Genomic DNA, 18,698 nt, shown 5'->3' on the forward strand with positions numbered 1-18,698 from the left:
CGGCCGTCAGGCCGTCATCGACGCCGCTCAGTCGATACAGAACTCGTTGCCCTCGATGTCCTGCATCGGGATGCACGAATCGACGCCGTCATACAGGGTCTGCACGTGCACCGCGCCGAGCGGGACCAGTCGTGCGCACTCGGCCTCAAGCGCGGCGAGACGCTCTTCGCCCACGAGTCCGGTGCCGACCCGCACGTCGAGGTGCAGCCGGTTCTTGGCGGCCTTCCCCTCGGGGACGCGCTGGAAGTACAGGCGCGGTCCCACGCCGGAGGGATCAACGCAGGCGAACCAGGAGTCTTGCTGCTCAGGCGGCTGCGCGTGCTTGAAATCGTCCCAAGTGGCGAACCCCTCCGGCGGCGGCGGTACGACGTACCCCAGCACCTCGCACCAGAAGCGGGCGAGGCGCTCAGGTTCCGCGCAGTCAAAGGTGACTTGGAACTTCTTGATCGCTGACATCGGCGTACCGTACCAGGGGCTCTGCCGCGGGTATCGGGCGAGATCATGCCTGGGGAAGGAGTACGTCAACCGCCCCGAGCGCCGGCTCCGGGACGACCACGAGCGGGGCAACGTGCACGCGTGGCCCCGGACCTGCTGTTGCCGAGGCCGACGCCCCCGACAACCCCATACCCCAGGAAGTGATCGACTTCTTCGCCCGGCAGGAGCGGACCTCATGAGCCGCTGACCGAGTCACGCGGTCACATCCGGCGCGTCAGATCCGACACCACGGCCGGCGGCAGGGACGGGTTGGCGGCTGCCGCTTCGACCACCCGCCAGTCCCCGTCGCCGAGCAGTTCCGCGATCGCCGACGGGGGAAGCGCCGGGTGGCCGGCGGCCCATGGCCTCGCCTTCCGGTCCGCCAGGCAGGCCAGCAGCGCCGGAGCCGTCGCCCGGGGATGCCGGGCGACCTCGCGGAACACCTTGTGCACCGGTGGCTCGTGCCGGGTCAGGTCCTCCAGCAATGCCGGAGGCGCGTCCGGATTGGCGGCCACCTGGGCGAGGACGCTGACGCCGTGACGGTCGATCATCGTGCGCAACCGCGCCTCGGACAGCCCCGGGTGCCCCGCCACCGACTTGGCCACCTTCGCGTCGGGATCGTCGGCCAGCCGGTCGCGCGGTCCGGGCGGCAGATCGCGCCGTCGAGCCACGAGCATCCGGGTGACCGGGTCCGTTGACGTGGCCAGCGCCGCGACCTCGTCGGGAGAGGCGACGGCGATCCTGGGCAACAGGGTGGCACCGATCCTGGTGGTCCGGGCCAGGCCGGCGAGGACGTCCAGCGGTATGCCGGGATGGTGGGCGAGTGCGCGGCGCACGTCGGGGTCAGGGTCGTCGGCGAGCACCCGGATGAGGCCGTCGTGGATCGCGGGGTTCCCGGCGAGGTCGCCCCGCACACCGGGAACGGGATCCGAGGCGAGCTGTTCGCACACGTGCGGGGGAAGGTCGGGGCGCGTGGCAAGCGCCCAGCGCAACAGTGCCGAGGGATGGTCCGCGAAGGCGACGACGGCCCGGGTGGGGGTCGCGGGGTTGCGGAGCGCCGCCTCCCGTATGCCGTGGACGGTGGATTCGTGGGAGCCGTCGCAGGCGGCGCCCGGCGGCAGTTCGCAGTCGAGCCGCGGGCACTCCGGATCGTGGACGAACGGCGGCCGTTCCTGGTCGCAGACCAGACACCGCCGTGGCGCGGGGAGCCCCTCCCCGGTGACGAGCGAGGCCAGTACGGCCGGGGGCGTCGCCTCGTTGGCCGCCACCGCGAGGCGGACCTCGGCGTGCGGATGCCCGGCGAGCCTCGCGGCGGTGTGCGGGGTGGCCCACCGGGCCAGCTCGGCGACGACGCTCACCTCCGGGTCCGCCGCGAGCGTCTCCACCACGTCGGACGGGAGGCGGGGGCAGGCAGCCAGCTTCTCCCGGCGCTCGCGGGCCGGATCCACCGCGAGGAGACGTGCCCACTCCGCGGGGCCGGTGCCCCCGTCCAGCAGGGCCAGGGCGGCGTCCGGCTGCGCGCCTGGGTCGATGTCGGCGGCGGTGAGGCGGCCCTCGTACGCGAGCAGCGCCGCGCTGCCCTGGACGCGTGCCGCCAACGCGACCGCCTGGCTACGGCTGAGGTCCGCGCGACCGGCGAGGTCCGTGGCGATGTCGTCGTCCGCGACGGCTATCAGCCGGTCGACCGTCTCGGACGTCAGGGCGGGGTTGGCGGCGAGCCCGCACAGTATGTGGTGCACAGGAGCATCCTGCCCGGCGCGGGAGGCGCGGGCTGGCACATTTCGGCCTGGAGCAGCGCGGGGGAGGGGCGGACCGCGGGCGATGCGGGGGCGGCCGGCTGACCGCGCGCCGGGCCGCGGACCGTACCGGCATCTGGAGGCGGAGCCGGCGAACCCGGCGCACGCTCGTTCGAGGCGTCGGCCCGGGCCGCTCGTATCGGTGTTCTGTAGGCCCGATGCCGGCCCGATGTCGGCGCTACTCGGTGCTCGTCTGCGGTTCGTCGGCGGTTCGTCGGCGGGGCCTGGGAGCTTTCAAGGAATCCCGCCGGGTGCACGTCCGGCGGCCGTACGACATACAAGGGGATCACCATGACCAGCGACGTCACGATCATCGGCGCCGGGCTCGGAGGACTGGCTCTCGCCCGCGTCCTGCACGTCCACGGAATCCCCGCCACGGTCTACGAGGCGGAGCCCTCCCCGACGGCGCGCGCCCAGGGCGGCATGCTCGACATCCACGACCACAACGGACAGCGGGCTTTGCGGGCGGCGGGCCTGACGGACGAGTTCCGCGCCCTCGTCCTGGAGGGCCGCGAGGCGACCCGGGTCCTCGCACCGGACGGGACCGTTCTGCTGGACGTACCGGACGACGGCACGGGCGGACGCCCGGAGGTGCAGCGCGGCGAGCTGCGCCGGATCCTGCTCGAGTCGCTCCCGGCCGGCACGGTCCGCTGGGGCCGCAGGGTCAGCGGCGTCCGGGCCCTCGGCGGGGGACGCCACGAGGTGGCGTTCGCCGATGGCACCGCCGTCACCACGAGCCTGCTGGTCGGCGCGGACGGTGCGTGGTCACGGGTCCGCCCGCTGCTCTCCGACGCCGTACCCGAGTACATCGGCCGGTCGTTCATCGAGACCTACCTGTTCGACGGCGACACCCGGCACCCGGCCACCGCGAAGGCGGTCGGCGGCGGGGCGCTCTTCGCGCTCGCACCGGGGAAGGCGATCCAGGCACACCGCGAGAGCGGCGGCGATCTGCACACCTATGTGGCGCTCACCGAGTCCCAGGAGTGGTTCGCCGCGATCGACTTCACCGATGCCGCCACGGCCGCCGCGCGGATCGCCGCGGAGTTCGCCGGCTGGGCCCCGGAGCTGACCGCGCTGATCACCGACGGCGACACCGCGCCGGTCCTGCGCACCCTCCACGCCCTGCCGGTCGAGCACCGGTGGGACCGGGTGCCCGGGGTGACCCTCCTCGGCGACGCCGCCCACCTCGCGGCCCCGAACGGCGAGGGCGCCAACCTGGCCCTGTACGACGGCGCCGAACTCGGCAAGGCCCTCGCCGCGCGTCCCGACGACGCGGAGGCCGCGCTCACCGAGTACGAGCAGGCACTGTTCCCCCGCAGCGCCGCGGCCGCCGCCGACGGCGTCGAGCTTCACGAACTCCTCTTCGGCGAGGCCGCGCCCCACGGCCTGATCAGCATGTTCGCCGGACGCGGGCAGGGCTGACGCGTCACGCGGGCGCCCTTTGCGCGGACCGGAGTTTCGGGTGATCCAGCGCGGGGATGATCTCCGCGCCGCCGGTATCGATGGGGTGGCGGCGCGGTTTCCCGGGAAGGCAACGCGATGGCACAGGGCACGGTGAAGTGGTTCAACAGTGAGAAGGGCTTCGGGTTCATATCCCCCGACGAAGGCGGCCCCGACGTGTTCGTCCACTACAGCGCGATCCAGGGTTCCGGCTACCGGAGCCTGGAGGAGAACCAGCGGGTCGAGTTCGAGATCACCCAGGGACAGCGCGGCGCGCAGGCCGATCAGGTTCGGGCACTCTGACCGGACGAGGTCGACCGTCGCGGCGGTGGAGCGGACCCTGCTGTCCCTGTCCGCTCCACCGCCACGCGTCACTCCGTCACCAGGGCCACCCGGTGCCGCTGCCCGCTGCCCGCTGTCAGCCGCCGTTGACCGCGGAGGCGATGCGGTCGCCGACCTCCTTGTCGATGTTGCGCCAGTACTGCACGGCGCGGTCCATCACCGGACGGCTCACCCCCTCCAGGAGGTGCCCGGCGACGTTGGAGACCAGGCGTGCGCGGGCCGCGTCGTCCAGCACGTGGCGCACCATCGTCCCCGGCTGTCCGAAGTCGTCGTCCTCGCGGTGCGCCGTGTAGGCCTCGCGGACCATCTCACCCGCCGCCCGCCAGCCCGCGATGTCCCCGTACGCCTCGGGGGACGCGGCCGGGCCGCCGTAGGAGTTGGGGGCGTAGGGCCGGGCGGCGCGGCTCGGCTCGTAGCGCATGGCGCCGTCCTTGGCGTAGGAGTCCACCGTGACATGCGGCCGGTTCGGCGGGAGCTGCGCGTAGTTGGCGCCGATGCGGTAGCGGTGGGTGTCCGGGTAGGAGAAGAGCCGGCCGAGCAGCATCTTGTCCGGTGACGGGCCCACGCCCGGCACCATGTTGGACGGCTCGAAGGCGGCCTGCTCGATGTGGATGAAGTAGTCCTCGGGGTTGCGGTTCAGCGTCATCCGCCCGACCTCGATCAGCGGGTAGTCGCCGTGCGGCCACACCTTGGTCAGGTCGAACGGGTTGAACCGGTAGTCCGGTGCGTCCGCGAACGGCATGACCTGCACGTACAGCGTCCATGACGGGGCGTTGCCGTTCTCGATGGCTTCCCACAGGTCTCGCCGGTGCAGGTCCGGTGCCTCCCCGGCGAGCCGGTCGGCGTCCGCCTGGGTGAGGAAGTCGATGCCCTGGTCGGTCTTGAAGTGGTACTTCACCCAGAATTTCTCGCCGCCGCCGTTGATCCACATGTAGGTGTGCGACCCGTAGCCGTTCATGTGGCGGTACGTCTTCGGGATGCCGCGGTCGCCCATCAGCCAGGTGACCTGGTGGGCGGACTCGGGGGAGAGGGTCCAGAAATCCCACTGCATGTCGTGGTCGCGCAGTCCGTTGTCGGGGCGGCGCTTCTGGGAGCGGATGAAGTCCTGGAACTTGATCGTGTCGCGGACGAAGAAGACCGGCGTGTTGTTGCCGACCAGGTCGTAGTTTCCATGCTGCGTGTAGAACTTCAGTGCGAATCCACGCGGGTCGCGCCAGGTGTCCGGGCTGCCCTGCTCACCGGCGACCGTGGAGAAGCGGGCCAGCATCTCGGTGCGCTTGCCGGGCTGGAACAGGTCGGCCTTGGTGAACTGGCTGACGTCGTTGGTGACCTGGAACTCACCGTACGCGCCGCTGCCCTTCGCGTGGACGACCCGCTCCGGCACGCGCTCCCGGTTGAACTGCGCCATCTTCTCGATGAGGTAGTGATCCTGGAGCAGGATCGGCCCGTCCGCGCCGATGGTCAGCGAGTGCTCGTCGCTCTCGACCTGGATGCCTGCGTTGTTGGTGGTGTACGGGGTGTCCATCGGCGTCCTCCCGACTCCTGAACGGTGCGTTTCATACCTTTATGTCCGAAAGGAAGTCAACAGTGGTGCCCTCCGATCGGCAACAAGGGACGCCTACCCGCTCCATGTGGATCAATCCGGCCGAATGGTCCGCAGGGCCGCGCCCGTCCGGTCGCCGCGCCTTCGCGCGGTGCAACGCCTCGTTCCTCCAGGTGACACCCGCGGCGTCCGTGTCGGGCCGTCGGGGCGGCTACGCGTGTGTCGGGTCCTCGGCGAGCAGCGGGCGGAGAGCGCCGAGGAGCGCGCCGACGCAGGTGTCGCGGAGCTGGGTGCGGGTGCAGGTCTCCTGGGTGAGCCAGTCGACGCAGAGGACCTGGACGAAGACCAGCCAGCTCTTCAGGACGGCGGACACGGCCTCGCGGGCGCCCGCGTCGGTGAACGGGACCACCGCCAGCAGCCGGGTGCGGAGCGCGTCCAGCTCGTTCGCCATGATCGACTGGACCACCGGGTCGCCCGCGAGGACGCGGTTGGCGGCGAGGACGGCATTGCGGTTGGCCGTGAAGTAGTCGAGATGGACGTCCATGCCCTGGATGAGCTGCTCCTCCAGGGAGTCGGCGGGGTCGAGCAGGGTGTCCGCGAGCAGCTGGTCGGCCGCCTGTTGGTAGATGGCCGCGAAGAGGGCCTGCTTGCTGGGGAAGTGGCGGTAGAGCAAGGCCCGGGAGACGCCAGCCTCCTTGGCGACCTCCTCCATCATCACGTCCTCGTAGGGCCGTGCGGCGAAGAGCCGGGCACCGACGGCGAGGAGTTGGGCGCGGCGGTCGGCGGGGGCGAGGCGTCGGCGTGGAGGCACGAACGCAGACTACTTGACATGTGTCTACTGGCGCGGTGACTCTAGTAGACGCATGTCAACTAAGACGCTGGGTCGAGGTGGGCTGGGAGGGATCATGGCAAGGGCTCTTCGGGCACTCGCCCAGCTGATGGGCTGGGCCTGCGTGCTGATCGGTGTGTTTCACGTGGTTCTTGGCAACGCGGCGATCCCCGGTGCGAGTTCCGCCGGCGCGACGGTGGACAGTTGGGGCCGGTTCATGGGCGCCGGCTTCGCCGGATACGGTCTTGCCTGGCTCTGGGCCGCCCGGCAGCGACCTGTCCCGGCCGGGGCGGTGCGGTGGCTGGCCGGCGTCTTCCTGCTGGGCGGCGTGGGCCGGCTGATCTCGCTCGCCGTTCACGGCTGGCCGCAGTGGTTCCAGATCGCCCTCGCGGTCATCGAACTCGGCCTGCCGCCAGTCCTCTTCTGGCTGGCCGACGCGGAGGAGCGGGCGTTGCGGGACGGCCCGCGGACCGCGCCCGCCGTGCCGTGAGGTCAGTCCAGGTCCCGCCACAAGGCCCCGACGCCTGTGGCGCAGCGGCGCACCGGACGCCTTGCGCGCCGTCCGGTGCGCGGTCGGGTGCGCCGTCTGGTGCGTACCAGCCGTGCCGGCCCGGATCGGCCGCTGCGCGGGCCGGCGCTTCCGCCCCCGCGCCGGTGCCGGGCCGCCGTCCTACTCCGGTGCGCGGGTCCACGCGCGGACGGCCAGCTTGCCGGTGGTGCCGAGGTCGAGGTGGGGCGTCACCGTCACCGGATCGGCGCCCCGCTCGGCCCGGACCCTGACGTACGGGACGTCGACGGGGGTGCCGGACTGGGTGGTGTTGCGCCACATGAGGCCCGAGAGGGCGCTCTCGCCCGGCTTCAGGACCAGCGGGCGGGCCGGATCGTCGAATCCGGTACCGGTGCTGATGCCGCCGCTTCCGTGGGTGATCCGGATGCCGTGGACGGGTGACAGGTCCTCGTCCAGCAGCTCCAGGAGAGGGTAGCCGTCGAGGGTGTAGGCGCGCGAACCGCAGTTCTCCAGGCGCAGCCCCACCACGCGCAGCCCCATCGCGGCGTCTCCGTCATCGGCGGTCAGACGAATGCCGGAGGACGGGCACTTCCCGGACTCCGGCGGCGCTTCGGCGGCGGGCACCTTGGTCACCCGGGAGATCTTGACGCGGGTCACGGGGGACGCTCCGGGGGCAAGTGCCCCCAGCCGGACCGTGCCGCGCACGGTCGCGCCCGCTCCGACCGAGCGCACGGTCTCATGTCTGTTGCCCATGACCTCACCGCCGTCGTCGGTGAAGTCGAACAGGATCGTGTACGTCATCGCGGCGGCACCGTCGTTGGTGACCTCGTAGGCGGCCGAGATCCCCGCATCACCGGTGGGGAGGGGGTCGGCGTGGACGGAGACCCCGTCCGAGCCGGCGCTCGGGGTGGGTGTGCCGGTGGGGATGGTCACCGAGGTGATCCGGACGCCGTACACGGGCGGGGTGGTGGCGGGGGACCCGGACGCGGGGGCGGACGCGCCCGTGCCGGGGGCGCCCGAGACCTCGGATCCGCACGCGGTGAGCAGGAGGAGTGCGGCGGCGGCCGGGAGGAGAGAGGTGGCTCTGCGCATCCGGTCACCTCATCAGGGGCGCGAGCGCTGGGCCGTGACGGAAGCCACAGTTCCGGTCACGGGCGTGTCACACCTGAAGCGGCTGACGTCACGTCAGATCCCGCTGAACGGGACGCTGGTGGGAGCGTCCGGACACTTGTCAGCGCCTGCCGCCGGCGTCACCTCCGCCGCGAACCGTCCGTCCAGTCACTCTCACGGCGAGTCCGCCGCCTCCGGTGGCCCGGGGATCGCTCCCTGGGCGCGCAGCTCGGCGATCGCGGCGGGATCGAAGCCCAACTGGGCGAGGACCTCGTGGTTGTGCTCGCCCAGGTCCGGTGCCCGTTTCGCCGGCACCTTCGGCACCCCTCTGAGGGTGACCGGGCTGCTGATGGTGTACTCCAGCCCGGTGACGCCCTCCAGGGGTACGACGATGTCGTTGACGCGCAGCTGCGGATCCCGCGCGGTCTGCTCCGGTGTCTGGATGAGGCTGTAGGTGACGCGTTCCCGGTCCAGGGCCTCCTTCCAGTACGCGAACGGCTGCGAGCGGAACTCGGTGTCGAGCAGTTCGGCCAGCGCGGCCGAGTTCTCGACGAAGCCCTCGATGTCGGCGTAGCGAGGATCCTCAAGCAGCTCGGGGTGCCCGATGGCCCGGGTCAAGCCCGGCCAGCGCGAGGCCGAGGTCACCAGCATGAACCACACGTCGTCCGCGCACTGATAGGGGTTGGTCAGCGGATTCGCCGGTGCCTTGTGGTCGTGCAGCTGGAACGGCGTGCCGTCCGCGAGGGCGCCGGCCACGAGCGTTCCCGTCGACCAGACGCCCGCCGCGAGCAGCGACGTCCCGACACTGGCCCCTTGCCCCGTGCGTTCACGGCGGTACAGGGCGGTCACGATCGCCGCGTAGACGGCGATCGCCGACATGTAGTCGCCGCTGCCCCAGACCGGCATGGTCGGTGGAGCGCCCGCGTCCCGGGTGGAGGCCAGCAGCCCGCTGCGTGACCAGTAGGCGGTCAGATCGAAGCCCGGCTGGCCGGCGTCGGGGCCGGCGTCCCCGAAACCCGTGATGTCGGCGTAGACGACCTGCGGATTCCAGGCCGAGACCTCGTCGTAGCCGAGGTGCAGCTTCTCGCGTGTGCCGTGCGGAAAGTTGGTGATCACGACGTCGGCCCACTCGACGAGCCGCTTGAGGATCTCGGTGGCCGCCGGTGACTTCAGGTTGATCACCATTCCGCGTTTGTTGCGGTTGGTGAGGTGCCAGGCGTAATTGGCCTGGGCCCGGGGGCTGGGCGGAACGGAACTCAGACCCCGCTGGGGATCGCCCTTCCCCGGCGGCTCGACCTTGATGACGTCAGCGCCGAAGTCGGAGAGCATGGTGGCCGCCGCGGGTCCCGCGATGAAACTCGACGCGTCAAGGACCTTCAGACCGGCGAAGACGGATTCGGTCGCCATCGCCCGTCACCTCACGAACGCGCTCAGGCCGCCGGTGACGGCGCGTCCGACGATCAGGGTCTGGATCTCCCGCGTGCCCTCGTACGAGTAGATGGCCTCGGCGTCGGCGACGAAGCGGCCGATGTTGTAGTCGAGGATGATGCCGTTGCCGGCCAGCAGTTCCCGCGCCCAACCCACGCTCTCCCGCATCCGGGCGGTGCAATAGGCCTTGGCCAGCGCGGACTGTTCGTCGCGGTACACCCCGGCGTCCTGGAGCTGGGCCAGCCGCGTCACCATCCCGCAGGAGGCCGTGGCGTTGCCGAGCATCCTGACCAGCAGGTCCTGCACGAGCTGGAAGCCCCCGATGGGCCGGCCGAACTGCTCGCGCTCCTTCGCGTACTGCAGGGCGATCTCGTACGCACCGAACATCACCCCCACCGCCTGCCACGCCACCCCGCTGCGCGTCGCGCGCAGGATCTTCGCGGTGTCCTTGAAGGAGTTGGCGTTCTCCAGCCGGTTCGCCTCCGGAACGCGGCAGCCGTCGAGGACGATGTCCGCGTTCTGCACGATCCGCAGGGCCATCTTGTTCTCGATCTTCGTCGCGGTGAACCCGGGGGTGTCCTTCTCCACGACGAAGCCCAGTACGTGACCCGTCTCGGTGTCGCGGGCCCAGACGACGATCAGATCGGCGAACGTCGCGTTACCGATCCACCGCTTCGAACCGTCCAGGATCCAGTGGTCGCCGTCGCGGCGCGCGGTCGTCAGGAGACCGCCGGCCACGTCGGAGCCGCCGTGCGGCTCGGTCAACGCGAAGGCGCCGATCTTCTCGAAACGGCTCATCGCCGGCAGCCAGCGCCGCTGCTGCTCGTCGGAGCCGCAGTTGAGGACGGTGCCCATGGCCAGACCTGTGTGCACGCCCGCGAACGTCGCCAGGGACGCGTCGAAATGCGCGAGCTCCAGTGCGATGAATCCCGAGAGAAGGTTGCTCGGTCTGGCTTCCGGGGAGTCGGGGTCGGCCCAGTCCACCAGACCGAGGCTGCCGAAACCCTCGACCAGCTGGAAGGGGAACTCGGCCCGCGCCCAGTAGTCGTTGACGATCGGGGCGGCCTGCGTGCGGAGAAACGCGCGGATCGCCTCGATCTTGGCCCGTTCGCCGTCCGACAGCAGGTTCTCGTGGGCATAGAAGTCGGCGGGCAGCAGACCCTGGTCCAGGTAGGGTCCGGACGGTGCCGGCAAGGCAGATGTAGTGCTCATCATGTCTCCTGGACTGTGGGGGAGGGGTCGGAGATCCCGCCCGCCGGCGCTCCGCACGCATGGCTCCGCAGCTTGACGCTTCGATTAAACGCACGCGGCGACCCGTGGCCCGGACCTGCGCCGCACGGGCACGCCGTGTCGCCCCGGACCACTCGATTGGCCCGGGGCGCCGCTACGGCGGAGCCGAGGCCCCGCTGGTGGCCGGGGCCCCTCATCCGTGTCGGGGCGGCACCGGTCAGGCACGTACGCGTGCGCCGCCCGGTGCATTGCCGGTGCTGGACCTCACCCGCGGGGGATGCCGGGAATGCGGGGGAGGTCGATGGAGCGGCGCTCCTCCAGGACTCGGAAGCCGGCGCTCGTGTACAGGTTCATCGCCACCTCGTTGCCGCCCCACACGGTGGACATCAGCGCCGAGTCGCCGGCCGCGAGCGTTGCCTGTTCGCCGGCCGCCATCGCCGCCCGGCCGTACCCGTTGCCGCGGTGCTGCTCGTGGAGGTGCAGCGAGTAGCCGCAGGTGACGCCCGGGAGGTGGTCGTGCCGCAGCCGGCCGGTGCCGATCTGCTCGCCCGCCGCCTCGAACACCAGGAACGTGTTGTCGGGCGTCGCCAGGCCCTCGGGAACCAGCTCGGTGAAGTCGCGGTCGGCCTTGCGTACGGCGTCCTCGGGGCTCAGGACTCCCGCCCGGACGACGTCGCCGACGCAGGCGGCCCTCTCGGAGGCGAGCCAGTCGGGATATTCGGCCGGGGTCATCGGCCGCGCGGTGACGCCGTCGGCCCCGACCGTGCCGCAGCAGAGCGTGCCCGCCCCTGCCGGCCCCGTACCGCGCCGTCCCACGAAGAAGGCGGCTCCCGAGGAGCCGCCTTCTTCGTACCCGGAGTCAGCGTGAGCGTCCCGCCAGCACACGGTAGAGCAGCAGCACGATCACGGAACCCACGATCGCGGCGATCCAGGTGGAGAGGCTGAAGAAGCCGTTGATCGAGTGGACCCCGAAGATCACCTTGCCCAGCCAGCCGCCGAGCAGCCCGCCTACGATGCCGATCAGCATCGTCACCAGGCAGCCGCCCGGGTCCTTACCGGGGGTCAGTGCCTTCGCGATGGCGCCCGCGATGAGGCCGATCAGGATCCAGGCGATGATGCCCACGAGGGTGGTCCTTCCGTTGCGCTGTGCTGATGTCGGTGCCCCCGGGGCGGCGGCTCCGACGTACTTCCGGATATCCCGCATGGCGCCGCGATATGCGGGACCAAGGTCCTCACTTTCGCTCCCGCCGTGAAGTCGCGGGCGGCCCGGCGACCGGACACGGCCGCCGGCCCGAGGGCTGCCGCCGCGCACGTCGCCCGGTCGCCGGCCCGCTCGTGGTCCTCGCGGTGGGCGCGAGGGCAAACGCTTCGTCCGTGTCCTGCGCCAGGTCGCGCCCGCGCCCGTGCCCGTACCTCGCTCGAATGGCAACGCCGACGTCCGGAAGGCCGAGCGGCCGCGGCGGGAACAGGCGGTACGGCCGTCACTGTTGCATCGACCGGGGGACCGGCGCCGCATGGGCGGGGAACACGGAGGCCACAAGGTCGTCCGCCCCGGCAGGATCCGGGCCCTGGGGTCGCGGTACGTTCGCCGCGCAATCGAACAAAGACGCCTATCGCAGGAGGACTGTTTCATGACTGACCGGCCGTTGACGCTCATGGCAGTGCATGCCCACCCCGATGACGAGGCCACCAGCACCGGAGGGGTCCTCGCGCAGTACGCGGCGGAAGGCATCCGCACGGTGCTCGTGACGTGTACCGACGGCGGTTGCGGTGACGGTCCGGGGGGGGTCAAGCCGGGCGATCCCGGGCACGATCCGGCGGCCGTCGCCTTGATGCGACGTCAGGAACTCGAGGCGAGTTGTGAGGTCCTGAAGATCAGCGATCTGGAGATGCTGGACTATGCCGACTCCGGGATGATGGGCTGGCCGAGCAACGACGCCCCCGGATCCTTCTGGCAGACCCCCGTGGCGGAAGGCGCCGCCCGGCTCGCGGAACTCATGCGGCACTACCGACCCGACGTGGTCGTCACTTACGACGCGAACGGCTTTTACGGCCACCCCGACCACATCCAGGCCCACCGCATCACGATGGCCGCGCTGGAGATGACGGACCTGACACCGAAGGTGTACTGGACGACGATGCCCCGCTCGATGATGCAGCGGTTCGGCGAGATCATGCGCGAGTTCCAGGAGGACATGCCGGAGCCGGATCCTGCCGAGGCCGCCGCGATGGCCGAGATCGGCCTCCCCGACGATGAGATCACCACGTGGGTGGACACCACCGCGTTCAGCGGCCAGAAGTTCGACGCGCTGGCCGCGCATGCCAGTCAGGGCGAGAACATCTTCTTCCTCAAGATGGGCAAGGAGAAGTTCGCCGAGTTGATGGGCATGGAGACCTTCGTACGAGTCCAGGACGCCACCGGTGCGGCCGTACCCGAGAACGATCTCTTCGCCGGCCTGCGCTGATCCGTCCGTCCGGCTGGGCCCGGGAAAACCCATCGGCCGTCCGGTTCGATCGAGCGCCTCACACACCTGGAGGGCCGTGCACGCGGAATCTGCTCCGGCGGGCCGCGGCCAGGCCCCCAGGCCATGGCGGACGGCGTCGACCACGCCGTTCGGTCGTGAGAGAAGCCGCTTCGGCTGACCACGGGAGCCCGGGGCGGCCCCCCCCCATGGAGGGGACGGCCCGCGGTCACGGGACAGCCTTTGGTGAGGAGCGAGAGCACCACCCCCGCTGAGGCGCCATTCCGCCTGCCGACAGGACGGTCGGCAGGCGGTGCCCGGGACCTGTCCGTCAGCCGGCCGCGCCCGTCCCCAGCCGTTCCCTGTACGCCCGCGCCGAGGCCATCACCCTGTCGAGTGTGTCCCTGGTCCGCACGAGGTCGGCAATGTGCGAGGAGAGCCGCTCGCGCTCCAGCCCCATCCGCTCCAGCGCGGAGTCGGAGTGCTCCTCGCTGGGCGCGTCCACGCAGGGCAGCAGCTCGACGATGGTGCGACTGGACAGGCCCGCGGCGTACAACCGCTGGATGAACGCGACCCGTTCGACCTCGTCGTCCGTGTAGTGCCGCTGCCCGCTGGGGCTGCGGGTGCTGGTGAGCAGCCCCTGCTCCTCGTAGTAGCGCACGGACCGGACACTGACTCCGGCCCGTGACGCGAGCTCCCCGATCCGCACAAAGCCCTCCCGGCCGAGTCCTGCGTCACAGACACTTGCCTCTGACGTCAGCGTGAGGTTTTAGCGTAACCGTCGTGCCCGAGGCGCGGGTACGACGGAACGCAAGGAGTCCTGGCATGACGACGCTCTTCACCAGCTACCGGCTCGGCGGCCTCACGCTGCCCAACCGGATGGTCATGGCCCCGATGGGCCGGGTCCGGGCCGCGGCCGGGGGCCTGGCGACGCCGTCGATGGCGGCCTACTACGCCCAGCGGGCCACAGCCGGGCTGATCGTGAGCGAGGGAGTGCAGCCGAGCGTGATCGGACAGGCCAACCCGGGTACACCGGGGCTGCACACCGACGAGCAGGTCGCGGCGTGGCGCCCCGTGACCGCGGCCGTCCACGCCAACGGCGGACGGATCTTCGCCCAGCTCATGCACGGCGGCCGGGTCTCGCATTCCGACACCACCGGACTGCAGCCGGCCGGACCCTCAGCCGTCCCCGCCGTCGGTGACGTGTTCACCCCGACCGGGCCGCAGCCCGCTCCGATGCCGCGCGCGCTGGACACCGCCGAGGTGCCAGAGCACGCACAGTCCTACGCCCGGGCCGCCCGCCGCGCCGTCGACGCGGGCTTCGACGGCGTGGAACTGCACGGCGCCAACGGCTACCTGATCTCCCAGTTCCTCTCGTCCAACGCCAACCTGCGTACGGACCGCTACGGCGGGCCGATCGCCAACCGGATCAGGTTCGCCGTCGAGGCCGTCGCCGCGACCGTCGAAGCCGTCGGCGGGGACAGGACCGGCATCCGGCTCTCGCCCGGCGGGACGTTCTGGGGCGTCGAGGAGACCGACGTCCGGGAGCTCTACACCGCGCTGCTCACCGAACTGGCCCCCCTCGGACTCGCGTACGTGCACCTGGAAGCCACCGCTGACGAAGAGGTACTCGTCGCCCTGCGGCGGACGTGGCCGGGCACCCTCGTCATGAACCCCGTGCTTCCGCTGGGACCGAAGCAGACCGGCCGGGACGACGCCGAGCACTGGCTCGGCCTTGGCGCCGATCTCATCAGCTTCGGCCGCGCCTTCCTCGCCAACCCCGACCTGGTCGAGCGGCTGCGGGCCGGACTGCCGATCGCCCCCGTCGACGAGGCCACGTACTACCAAGGCGGTGACGCGGGCTACCTGACCTACCCGGCCTACCAGTACGCGGGCTGACTCGAACGCGCAGAGATCGCCGAGGGCGGCTGTCGCGCTGTCACGCCCACCGGTGTCACCGGCCTCGCGGCGGCTGGCGCACCGCTGATCCGGCCTGGAACCACGGCCCCTCCCCCCTGGGGGGGCGAGGCCGCGCGCCGATCAGCGCGGCACGCACACCTGCCAACCCGGCTAAGGTCCGAAACCGACGGGCCGGCGTGCTGCTCCTCGCGTCCTGACCCGGCGGTCGGCTTCGCGTCCACGAAGGAACCGGCCGCGGGCCCCGGACGCACGGTGTGCGCGGGAGCCGCGGCCGGCGGCCCTTCGCCCTTGGGGAACGTGGGCCAGGGCTGCCCAGCGGATCACTCTCGCGCGATCAGAGGTCGTCCGGAGGGGAGTCCTGAGCGTCGAGGCCACTGAGGTCGCTGTCGCCGAACTCGGCGTCGTTCATCCCGGCACCGAAGAAGCCCTGCGCGAGTTCCTTGAGGTCCAGCTCCGTGGCGCCGGCCGGCGCGGTGGGCTTGGTGCCGTCGCTCATCCGCAGCGTCAGGCCCAGCTTCCTGACCTTGGAGTTGTCGGCGAGCTTGGCGAGGTCCACTCCGACCGCGGACAGCTCACCGTTCTTGAGCGTGAAGTCCGCCGTCACCTTGGTGTCGGGAGCGTCCTTCAGGTCCTTGTCGGTCGGCAGCTCCACGCCCGGCGGCAGGTCCTTGGCCAGCGGGCGGATCTCGCCCAGCAGGTCGGTGACCAGCGTGCGGAACGGAGCCGTGGCGGTGATGTGCTCGGTGCCGTCCCCGCCGCCGGCCGTCTTGAAGCGCACCTCACGGGCGATCACCTCGCCAACGGCCTTCACGAGCTTCTTCTGCGTCTTGGCGTCGAGGGACGGTGCCGGTGCGGGACTCTTCTCGGCGCCCGGGCCCCCGGTGGCGTTCCTCCCCATCTCCTTGGTGTTGAACTTCACCCACTTGCCCTCCAGGACGTCCTTGAGCGCCCCGGCCTCCGGAGGCAGGTCCTCGGCGGCAGGCGCGGGGCTGCCCATCAGCTTGCCGATGGCGTCGTGGTCGGCACGGAGGTAGGTGTAGTCGCCGATCACCCGGTACTCGGTGAGGTCGCCGTCCGGACCGCTGATCTTCAGGGCCGTACCGACGAGGTCCTTCTCGCCGGACTCGTTGATCGGCTTCTTCGACTGCACGGTGACCTTGATCTTCGCCCCGCTGAGCATCTCCGCGGCCTCGTCCGGCATCTCCTCGCCGGGCTGGGGATCGGACTCGGCGTCCAGCGCCTTCAAGGACGCGGCGTCGGTGTCCAGGTCGAGCTCGAAGGAGAGTGTCTTCTTCTCGCCGAGCTTCTCGAAGGCTCGGTCGAGCTTCTTGCCGGCGGAGAGCTGCTCCACCGTCCCGCAGGCGGCGGCACCCGTGAGGACGACACCGGTGACGGCGACGGTGGTCAGGGTCTTGTGTATGGCGCTGATGATGGTCTCCTCGTGGATCTGATCACGATGTGATCGATCAGGAGACTCACAACCTGCCCACAAGGTTGCACGCCCGCCTCGCGAAAGCGGGGCGACGCCTGTCCCGGCATCGGTGAGGGGACCCACCCTGCCCGGCGTATGCCACGAATCATCAGATTACGGACCACGTTCCTGCCCGAAGGCATTCCTGCTCGTAGGAAAGGCTGCGTCGTCTCGTCCGGTCAGCGCCCCCTCGACAGGGCTCCGATGAGGAACCCCAGCCCCATCACGGCGAAGAGCGCGCCGAGTGCGAGGAAGAGCCACCACAAGCCGTTGCCCTCGGCCGGGAGCGTCCAGCGCGACGGATTCGCCGGGTCGTAGCGGACCTCGACGCGGGCACCGACGGGAAGGGTCCTGTTCTTGGGGCGGGCTATGTCCGCCCTGGTCTCCATGGCTCGGCCGTCGCCCGTGCTCCAGGCGACGACGGGGTAGTACACGGTCGTCCCGGAGCTGCGGCGGACGCTCGTGGTGTCCGCGGCCGGTGCGATACGGGTCTGCTCATGGCGGGTGACCACACCCCGCGCCGTCGCGCCTTCTCGAAGCAGGCGCCGGACCCGCCGGACCTTGAGCAACGCGACGCCGCCGCCGGCAGCTCCGACGGGCGTGAAGACCGACGCGAAGAGCCAAAGGATCTGGGAAGGAGACACGAGCGAGATCTTCTCGATTCTTGGAGCAGAGAGCCAACGGGTGGGAGGGCGGCCAGATGTAGGCCTCATGATCGCGCACTGCCGGTCCAGGCGGTGGCCCTCACCGCCAGGCCGAAGGACAGCAGGGCGAGGGCCGAGATCACCGGGCGGATCGTGGGCTGCCCGAGCACCCACCGCACGCCCCCGGTGATGTCCCGCCCGAGACCGCCGACTCCTCGGCGGCCCCGGTGAGGTGAGTGCGCGGCTCGCGAGTGCGGATGCGCCAGGCCGCCCCCACCTCCCCGTATCTCCGCTCCGCATCCCCGATCTAGCGGATTCACGCGATGTGTCATCACGGGTACCGCTGGCACGGTATCCACAGAGCACACTGGCTGAAGGGCGGAGATCATGTCGTCGGACGCGTTGACGAAGGGGACGGGGGAGCGGCCCGCGGGCATCTTCTACACCACGGACTCGGTACCCAGGGGGCGAAGACGCGTCTACTGGCGTGAGGCCGTGGCCCGTACCTTCGGAGCCGTGGACATCGAACTCTCCGAGGAGGTGTTCTCCGGCACGATCCATGCGTCACCGATGGGTCGGACACGAGGCGTCACGGTGGACGGCGACGCCATGCAGACCGTCCGCACACGGCGGCTCATCGCGGGGTCCACCGACGACGACCACGTGGTGGTGATGCTGCTGAGCAGCGGGGCGGCCCGGGTCGAGCAGGACTCGCGCGAGGCACACGTGGGTCCGGGGCAGCTCTTCGTCTACGACCGTGCGCGTCCCCTGCGGCTGACCTTCCCCGGAACCTTCCAGACGAAATCCCTCGTCCTGCCACGGAACGTCCTGAGCCTGAAAGAGTCGGACCTGTGCCGGATCACGGCCTCCCCCTTCGACTCGGGTTCGCCCCTCGGGGGACTGCTGTCGCCCTTCCTGTCCCGGTTCGTGGACACCGCCGGCGCGTATCCGCAGCACGTCGGCGAACTGGTCGCCCGTAACGTCCTGGACCTGGTCACGGTGCTGGCCGACGAGCGGCGCGGCGGTGACACCACGGGTACACCGAGCGCCGCCCGCGTGCTGCTGATGCGCGTCGAGGCTTACATCGACCGGCACTTGACGGATCCGGGCCTGACCCCGGAGGCCATAGCCCGGGCTCACCAGATATCCCTGCGCTACCTGCACAAGCTCTTCCAGAACGAGGGCACCACTGTCTGCCGGTGGATCCAGGGCCGCCGGCTGGAGCAGTGCCGACGCGAGCTGGCCCGCTGGGACGCGACGAGCCGGACCATCGCCGCGGTGGGCCGACGGTGGGGCTTCACCAGCGCCGCCCACTTCAGCCGGGCGTTCCGGGCCGCCTACCAGATGTCCCCCGTGGAGTGGCGGGACGCCGCGGCACACGAGCGTCGTACGCACATGTCGCCCTCCGAAGCCCAGAGCCGCCGCACGGTGCCGGACACTCAAGACGGTCACTTCCGGGCAATGCGCTGAGCTGGAGCGGCATCTGGTTGACGAGCCAGCG

The 18,698-nt window shown here is 70.9% G+C and carries 18 protein-coding genes; 6 read left to right on the forward strand and 12 right to left on the reverse strand.

Annotated elements, in window-relative coordinates; genetic code table 11:
* Positions 1-27 precede the first annotated feature (27 nt).
* Both ACF073_RS22940 and ACF073_RS22945 read right to left on the reverse strand, forming a co-directional pair.
* On the reverse strand, positions 28-456 hold the full coding sequence (locus ACF073_RS22940; RefSeq protein WP_392072768.1) for a VOC family protein: 429 nt from the start codon (positions 454-456) through the stop codon (positions 28-30).
* 239 nt (positions 457-695) lie between these two features.
* Positions 696-2,213, reverse strand: coding sequence for a hypothetical protein (locus ACF073_RS22945; RefSeq protein ID WP_392072770.1), 1,518 nt, complete (start codon positions 2,211-2,213; stop codon positions 696-698).
* Positions 2,214-2,561: 348 nt separating this feature from the next.
* On the opposite strand from ACF073_RS22945, the gene ACF073_RS22950 reads away from it, so the two are divergent.
* Both ACF073_RS22950 and ACF073_RS22955 read left to right on the forward strand, forming a co-directional pair.
* A complete protein-coding gene (locus tag ACF073_RS22950) occupies positions 2,562-3,692 on the forward strand; it encodes an FAD-dependent oxidoreductase (protein ID WP_392072772.1) in 1,131 nt (376 codons plus the stop codon).
* Positions 3,693-3,809: 117 nt separating this feature from the next.
* Entirely contained in the window at positions 3,810-4,013 is a 204-nt protein-coding gene (locus tag ACF073_RS22955) for a cold-shock protein (RefSeq protein WP_392072774.1), read from the forward strand.
* Positions 4,014-4,128: 115 nt separating this feature from the next.
* Here the strand turns inward: ACF073_RS22955 and ACF073_RS22960 are convergent, their stop codons facing one another.
* Positions 4,129-5,577: a catalase gene (locus tag ACF073_RS22960; RefSeq protein WP_392072776.1), complete on the reverse strand. Its 1,449-nt coding sequence runs from the start codon at positions 5,575-5,577 to the stop codon at positions 4,129-4,131.
* A gap of 229 nt (positions 5,578-5,806) precedes the next feature.
* Positions 5,807-6,406, reverse strand: coding sequence for a TetR/AcrR family transcriptional regulator (locus ACF073_RS22965; RefSeq protein WP_392072778.1), 600 nt, complete (start codon positions 6,404-6,406; stop codon positions 5,807-5,809).
* Between the two features lie 94 nt (positions 6,407-6,500).
* Here ACF073_RS22965 and ACF073_RS22970 point away from each other — a divergent pair, with 94 nt between their 5' ends.
* Complete coding sequence (locus ACF073_RS22970; protein ID WP_392072780.1) at positions 6,501-6,914, forward strand: DUF4345 domain-containing protein; 414 nt, start codon at positions 6,501-6,503, stop codon at positions 6,912-6,914.
* Positions 6,915-7,094: 180 nt separating this feature from the next.
* Here the strand turns inward: ACF073_RS22970 and ACF073_RS22975 are convergent, their stop codons facing one another.
* From ACF073_RS22975 to ACF073_RS22995, 5 genes are all read right to left on the reverse strand, one after another.
* Positions 7,095-8,024 (reverse strand): DUF4232 domain-containing protein, encoded by a 930-nt coding sequence (locus ACF073_RS22975; protein ID WP_392072782.1) that lies wholly within the window; start codon positions 8,022-8,024, stop codon positions 7,095-7,097.
* A 192-nt stretch (positions 8,025-8,216) separates the two neighbouring features.
* On the reverse strand, positions 8,217-9,449 hold the full coding sequence (locus ACF073_RS22980; RefSeq protein ID WP_392072784.1) for a CaiB/BaiF CoA transferase family protein: 1,233 nt from the start codon (positions 9,447-9,449) through the stop codon (positions 8,217-8,219).
* A 6-nt stretch (positions 9,450-9,455) separates the two neighbouring features.
* Complete coding sequence (locus tag ACF073_RS22985) at positions 9,456-10,682, reverse strand: acyl-CoA dehydrogenase family protein (protein WP_392072786.1); 1,227 nt, start codon at positions 10,680-10,682, stop codon at positions 9,456-9,458.
* Positions 10,683-10,964: 282 nt separating this feature from the next.
* Positions 10,965-11,432, reverse strand: a complete 468-nt coding sequence (locus ACF073_RS22990; protein WP_392072788.1) for a GNAT family N-acetyltransferase — start codon at positions 11,430-11,432, stop codon at positions 10,965-10,967.
* Positions 11,433-11,559: 127 nt separating this feature from the next.
* Positions 11,560-11,823: a GlsB/YeaQ/YmgE family stress response membrane protein gene (locus ACF073_RS22995; protein ID WP_392072790.1), complete on the reverse strand. Its 264-nt coding sequence runs from the start codon at positions 11,821-11,823 to the stop codon at positions 11,560-11,562.
* Between the two features lie 508 nt (positions 11,824-12,331).
* Between ACF073_RS22995 and ACF073_RS23000 the strand changes: the two genes are divergently transcribed.
* Positions 12,332-13,165 (forward strand): PIG-L family deacetylase, encoded by an 834-nt coding sequence (locus ACF073_RS23000; protein WP_392072792.1) that lies wholly within the window; start codon positions 12,332-12,334, stop codon positions 13,163-13,165.
* Positions 13,166-13,493: 328 nt separating this feature from the next.
* Here ACF073_RS23000 and ACF073_RS23005 read toward each other — a convergent pair whose 3' ends face one another.
* Positions 13,494-13,871, reverse strand: a complete 378-nt coding sequence (locus ACF073_RS23005) for a MerR family transcriptional regulator (RefSeq protein ID WP_392072794.1) — start codon at positions 13,869-13,871, stop codon at positions 13,494-13,496.
* A 116-nt stretch (positions 13,872-13,987) separates the two neighbouring features.
* On the opposite strand from ACF073_RS23005, the gene ACF073_RS23010 reads away from it, so the two are divergent.
* Positions 13,988-15,061, forward strand: a complete 1,074-nt coding sequence (locus ACF073_RS23010; RefSeq protein WP_392072796.1) for an alkene reductase — start codon at positions 13,988-13,990, stop codon at positions 15,059-15,061.
* A gap of 355 nt (positions 15,062-15,416) precedes the next feature.
* Here the strand turns inward: ACF073_RS23010 and ACF073_RS23015 are convergent, their stop codons facing one another.
* Positions 15,417-16,433, reverse strand: a complete 1,017-nt coding sequence (locus ACF073_RS23015) for a hypothetical protein (protein WP_392073160.1) — start codon at positions 16,431-16,433, stop codon at positions 15,417-15,419.
* Positions 16,434-16,732: 299 nt separating this feature from the next.
* Positions 16,733-17,197 carry a DUF3592 domain-containing protein gene (locus ACF073_RS23020; protein WP_392072798.1) on the reverse strand — a complete coding sequence of 155 codons (465 nt, stop codon included), beginning with the start codon at positions 17,195-17,197 and terminating at the stop codon, positions 16,733-16,735.
* Between the two features lie 387 nt (positions 17,198-17,584).
* On the opposite strand from ACF073_RS23020, the gene ACF073_RS23025 reads away from it, so the two are divergent.
* Positions 17,585-18,667, forward strand: coding sequence for a helix-turn-helix domain-containing protein (locus ACF073_RS23025; protein WP_392072800.1), 1,083 nt, complete (start codon positions 17,585-17,587; stop codon positions 18,665-18,667).
* Positions 18,668-18,698: the final 31 nt, after the last annotated feature.

This window comes from Streptomyces sp. NPDC015171, from assembly GCF_043079545.1.
Taxonomy (GTDB): Bacteria; Actinomycetota; Actinomycetes; order Streptomycetales; family Streptomycetaceae; genus Streptomyces.